This window comes from Streptomyces sp. 15-116A (genome assembly GCF_025290915.1).
Classification (GTDB): Bacteria; Actinomycetota; Actinomycetes; order Streptomycetales; family Streptomycetaceae; genus Streptomyces.
The window spans coordinates 1-3,951 of the sequence record NZ_JAOCQE010000416.1; the positions used below are offsets into that span (position 1 = coordinate 1).

Below are 3,951 nucleotides of genomic sequence, written 5' to 3' on the forward strand. Positions count from 1 at the left end.
ATAGTGTTTCGGTGGTCATAGCGTAGGGGAAACGCCCGGTTACATTCCGAACCCGGAAGCTAAGCCTTACAGCGCCGATGGTACTGCAGGGGGGACCCTGTGGGAGAGTAGGACGCCGCCGAACAATTATTCCGGGAGACCCCGCACCGTTTGGTGCGGGGTTTTCTGCGTTCTAGGGGGCCGTCTTGCAGACGGCCCTTTTGCTCACAGTCGGCCGGCTGCCTTCAGCGCCAAGTACGCGTCCGCCAGTGCCGGTGCCAATTCGTCCGGTGTCGCGTCGACGACCGTAACGCCGAGGCGGCGGAGGTGTTCCGCCGTGCGGCTACGTTCCGCGTGGGACTGGGCCGCTGCCGCGGCCTCGTAGACGGCTTCGGGGTTGCCGCGGGCCTGGGCCATGCGGGCGATGTGCGGATCCGCCACCGAGGCCAGAAGGACCGTGTGCCGCTGCGTCAGTTGGGCGAGTACGGGCAGGAGGCCCTCCTCGATGGGGGCTGCGTCCAACGTCGTGAGCAGCACGATCAGCGAGCGGCGAGGTGCCGTCCGCAGTGCCGTGGCCGTGAGGCCCCGGGCGTCGGTCTCGATCAGCTCGGGCTCCAGCGTGGCCATGGCGTTGACCAGTGACGGGAGCAGGTCGCCTGCTGTGCGGCCCTGGACGAGGGTGCGCAGGCGGCGGTCGTAGGCGAGGAGGTCGACGCGGTCGCCGGCGCGCGAGGCGAGGGCGGCCAGGAGCAGGGCCGCGTCCATCGAGGCGTCCAGGCGGGGGATGTCGCCGACGCGGCCCGCGCTGGTGCGGCCGGTGTCGAGGACGAGCAGGATGTGGCGGTCGCGCTCGGGCCGCCAGGTGCGGACGGCGACGCTGGACTGGCGGGCCGTGGCGCGCCAGTCGATGGAGCGGGTGTCGTCGCCGGGGACGTAGTCGCGCAGGCTGTCGAACTCCGTGCCCTCGCCCCGTGTGAGCACGCTGGTGCGGCCGTCGAGTTCACGCAGGCGGGCCAGCTTGGAGGGCAGGTGCTTGCGACTCGTGAACGGAGGGAGGACCCGTACCGTCCAGGGGACCTTGTGGGTGCCCTGGCGGGCGAAGAGACCAAGGGGGCCGTAGGAGCGGATGGTGACGCGGTCGGCCTGGCGGTCGCCTCGCCGGGTGGGGCGCAGGCGGGTGGTGATGCGCCGGCGTTCGCCCGGGGGGATCAGCAGGCGGTGGCGGGAGGCCGTCAGCTCCGTGCCCGGCTGCCAGCTGCTGGGAGGCCAGGCGTCGCGGACGCGGGCGCGCAGCGGGCGGCGGGACGGGTTCGCGATGGTCAGGGTGACGTCGGCGGTGTCGCCCAGACGGGCGGAGGTGTCGCCTGTGCGGGTGAGGCCGAGGCGGCGTACGGGGGCGGCCAGGGCGTAGTCGCAGGCGCAGGCCACCGCCAGGGGGCCGTTGACGGCGAGGAGGCCCGTCCAGCTGGGTTCCCAGATGCCGACAGGGAGGGAGCCGAGGGCCGCGAGGAGGGCGGCGCGTCCGGTGAGTGCCATCAGCGGGGGACGGGGACGTGGGCCAGGATGGCGTTGATCACCGAGTCGGCCGTGACGCCTTCCATCTCGGCCTCCGGGCGGAGCTGGACGCGGTGGCGGAGGGTGGGCAGGGCGAGGGCCTTCACGTCGTCGGGGATGACGTAGTCGCGGCCGGTCAGCCAGGCCCAGGCTCGGGCGGTGGCAAGCAGCGCGGTGGCGCCTCGGGGGGAGACGCCGAGGGTGAGGGACGGCGATTCGCGGGTGGCGCGGCAGATGTCGACGACGTACGCGGTGATCTCGGGGGAGACGGTCGTCTTGGCGACGGCGGCGCGGGCGGCTTCCAGGTCGGCGGCGGTCGCGACGGGGCGAACTCCGGCGGCGCGCAGGTCGCGCGGATTGAAGCCCTCGGCGTGGCGGGTCAGGACGTCGATCTCGTCCTGGCGGGAGGGCAGGGGGATGGTGAGCTTCAGGAGGAAGCGGTCCAGCTGGGCCTCGGGCAGGGGGTAGGTGCCCTCGTACTCCACCGGGTTCTGTGTCGCCGCCACGAGGAAGGGCTCGGGGAGGAGGCGGGGGGTGCCGTCGACGGTGACCTGGCGTTCCTCCATGGCCTCGAGGAGGGACGACTGGGTCTTGGGGGGCGTGCGGTTGATCTCGTCGGCGAGGAGCAGGTTGGTGAAGACCGGGCCGGGCTGGAAGGAGAACTCGGCGGTGCGGGCGTCGTAGACGAGGGAGCCGGTGACGTCGCTCGGCATCAGGTCGGGGGTGAACTGGACGCGTTTGGTGTCGAGTTCGAGGGCGGCGGCGAGGGTGCGGATCAGCAGCGTCTTGGCGACGCCGGGGACGCCTTCGAGGAGGACGTGGCCGCGGCAGAGCAGGGCGACGACGAGGCCGGTGACGGCGGGGTCCTGCCCGACCACGGCTTTGCCGATCTCGGCGCGCAGGGCTTCCAGGGAGGCCCGGGCGGCGGCCGGATCCCCGGTGTGCGCGGCGTTGTCAGTGGTCGGGTCCATCATGGACGGCGTACCTCACTTTCGAGGGCGTCGAGTCGGTCGGCGAGGTGGATCAGGCTTGCGTCGTCGCCGGGTGGCGGGCCGAACAAGAGGGTGTGCAGGGACTGTTGTCCGTCGCCCTGGAGGCGGGCGGAGAGTGCGGGGAGCAGGGCCTCGGGCGTGTGCGCCTGGGTGACGGGGATGCCGACGAGGGGGGCGAGGCGGGTGCGGGTGGTGGAGCGAAGAGCGGCGGCGGCGCGGTCGCGGGCGTTCGCCTTGCGGTAGAGGCGGGCGCGGCCTTCGACGGTTTCGGAGGCGCGGATCGCCACGGGGAGTTTTTCGGGCACCAGGGGGCCGAGCCGGCGTGCCCGCCAGAGGGCGGCCAGGGCTGCGGCAATGAAGAGCTGCAGCGTGCCCCAGAGCCAGCCGGAGGGGAGCAGGTCGAAGAAGCCGCGTTCGTCTTCCTCAGGCAGGGCGGAGGCGTCGGCGAGTGAGGGGAGGTACCAGACCAGATGCGGGCGGGAGCCGAGGAGTTGGAGGGCGAGCGAGGCGTTGCCCTGTTCGTCGAGGCGGTCGTTGAGGAGGATGTCGGGCGCCCCGAGGAGCACGGTGTCGCCGTCGCCGGAGGAGGCGGGGACGCGCAGCAGCGTGGCCAGGCGCTCGCTGGGGTAGCACTCGTCGGCGGTGACGTGGGCCGTGCTGTAGCGGATGCCACCCGTGTCGGCGGTGCCCGCGCGGCGGGCGGCGGGCAGGTCGCATTCGGGCGCGAGGGTGGTGTCGAGGCTGGTCGCCGGGTCGGCGGTGACACCGGGGGCGAGGCGCTCCACGGAGGCGCTGCCGGAGGCGACCAGGACGGTGCGGCCGCCGCCGGCGTCGAACGCCGAGTGCAGCCGGTTCTGCTGACCGGGGGTCAGCAGGTCGGGGACGGCGACGAGGAGGGTCGTGTCGGGGCCGGCTGCCGCGGCCGCTTCGTCCAGGGTCGTGACCACGCGCGTGGCCACGCCGCGGTCGGCGAGGAGTTCGGCGACGGCGCGGCTGCCGCCCGGGTCGGCAGAGCGCGGGTCGAGTTCGCCGTGCCGGCTGTCGGAGCGGACCAGGGCGATGGCGACGGCCGCCGCGATCAGCACCACCAGCGCGAGGGCGATGCCTCGCGTGCGGGTCCACACCTGGCGGGCGGTGGGCGAGGCCGAGGTGGACGGGAGCGTGGCCTCGGTCGTCATCCGGCGGCTCCCTGGCGGGCGTTGCGGTGGGTGGTGTCGGTGGTGCTGGGGGCCGTGCTGCTGTTCGCGGGCTGTGGTCTGGTGCGTTCCAGGTCGCGGTCGAGTGCGGCGATGCTCCGGTACGACTCCTCCGTCGCCGTCCTGCCGCCGTATGTCACGTCGTCGAAGGCGCGGGCCGCCGCGTGCAGCCGGTCGGTGTGGGCGGGCAGGGCGCGGCCGGCCTCGGCGGCGGCCTCGTCGGCGGTGCG

4 protein-coding genes and 1 rRNA gene are annotated in these 3,951 nt (G+C 73.5%); 1 reads left to right on the plus strand and 4 read right to left on the minus strand.

Annotated features, from left to right (window positions below; translation table 11 throughout):
• Positions 1-7 precede the first annotated feature (7 nt).
• A 5S ribosomal RNA gene (rrf, locus tag N4P33_RS33535) occupies positions 8-124 on the plus strand.
• An 80-nt stretch (positions 125-204) separates the two neighbouring features.
• On the opposite strand, the gene N4P33_RS33540 is transcribed toward rrf, so the two are convergent.
• From N4P33_RS33540 to N4P33_RS33555, 4 genes are all read right to left on the minus strand, one after another.
• Entirely contained in the window at positions 205-1,515 is a 1,311-nt protein-coding gene (locus tag N4P33_RS33540; protein WP_260830703.1) for a DUF58 domain-containing protein, read from the minus strand.
• Positions 1,515-2,504, minus strand: a complete 990-nt coding sequence (locus tag N4P33_RS33545; RefSeq protein ID WP_260830706.1) for a MoxR family ATPase — start codon at positions 2,502-2,504, stop codon at positions 1,515-1,517. The genes N4P33_RS33540 and N4P33_RS33545 overlap by 1 nt, the downstream gene beginning before the upstream one ends.
• The gene (locus tag N4P33_RS33550; RefSeq protein WP_260830704.1) at positions 2,504-3,703 is read right to left on the minus strand and encodes a DUF4350 domain-containing protein; all 1,200 of its coding nucleotides are present in this window, start codon (positions 3,701-3,703) and stop codon (positions 2,504-2,506) included. The genes N4P33_RS33545 and N4P33_RS33550 overlap by 1 nt, the downstream gene beginning before the upstream one ends.
• Positions 3,700-3,951, minus strand: a 252-nt coding sequence (locus N4P33_RS33555) for a DUF4129 domain-containing protein (RefSeq protein ID WP_260830705.1), incomplete at its 5' end; no start/stop codon positions are given. The genes N4P33_RS33550 and N4P33_RS33555, both read right to left, overlap by 4 nt.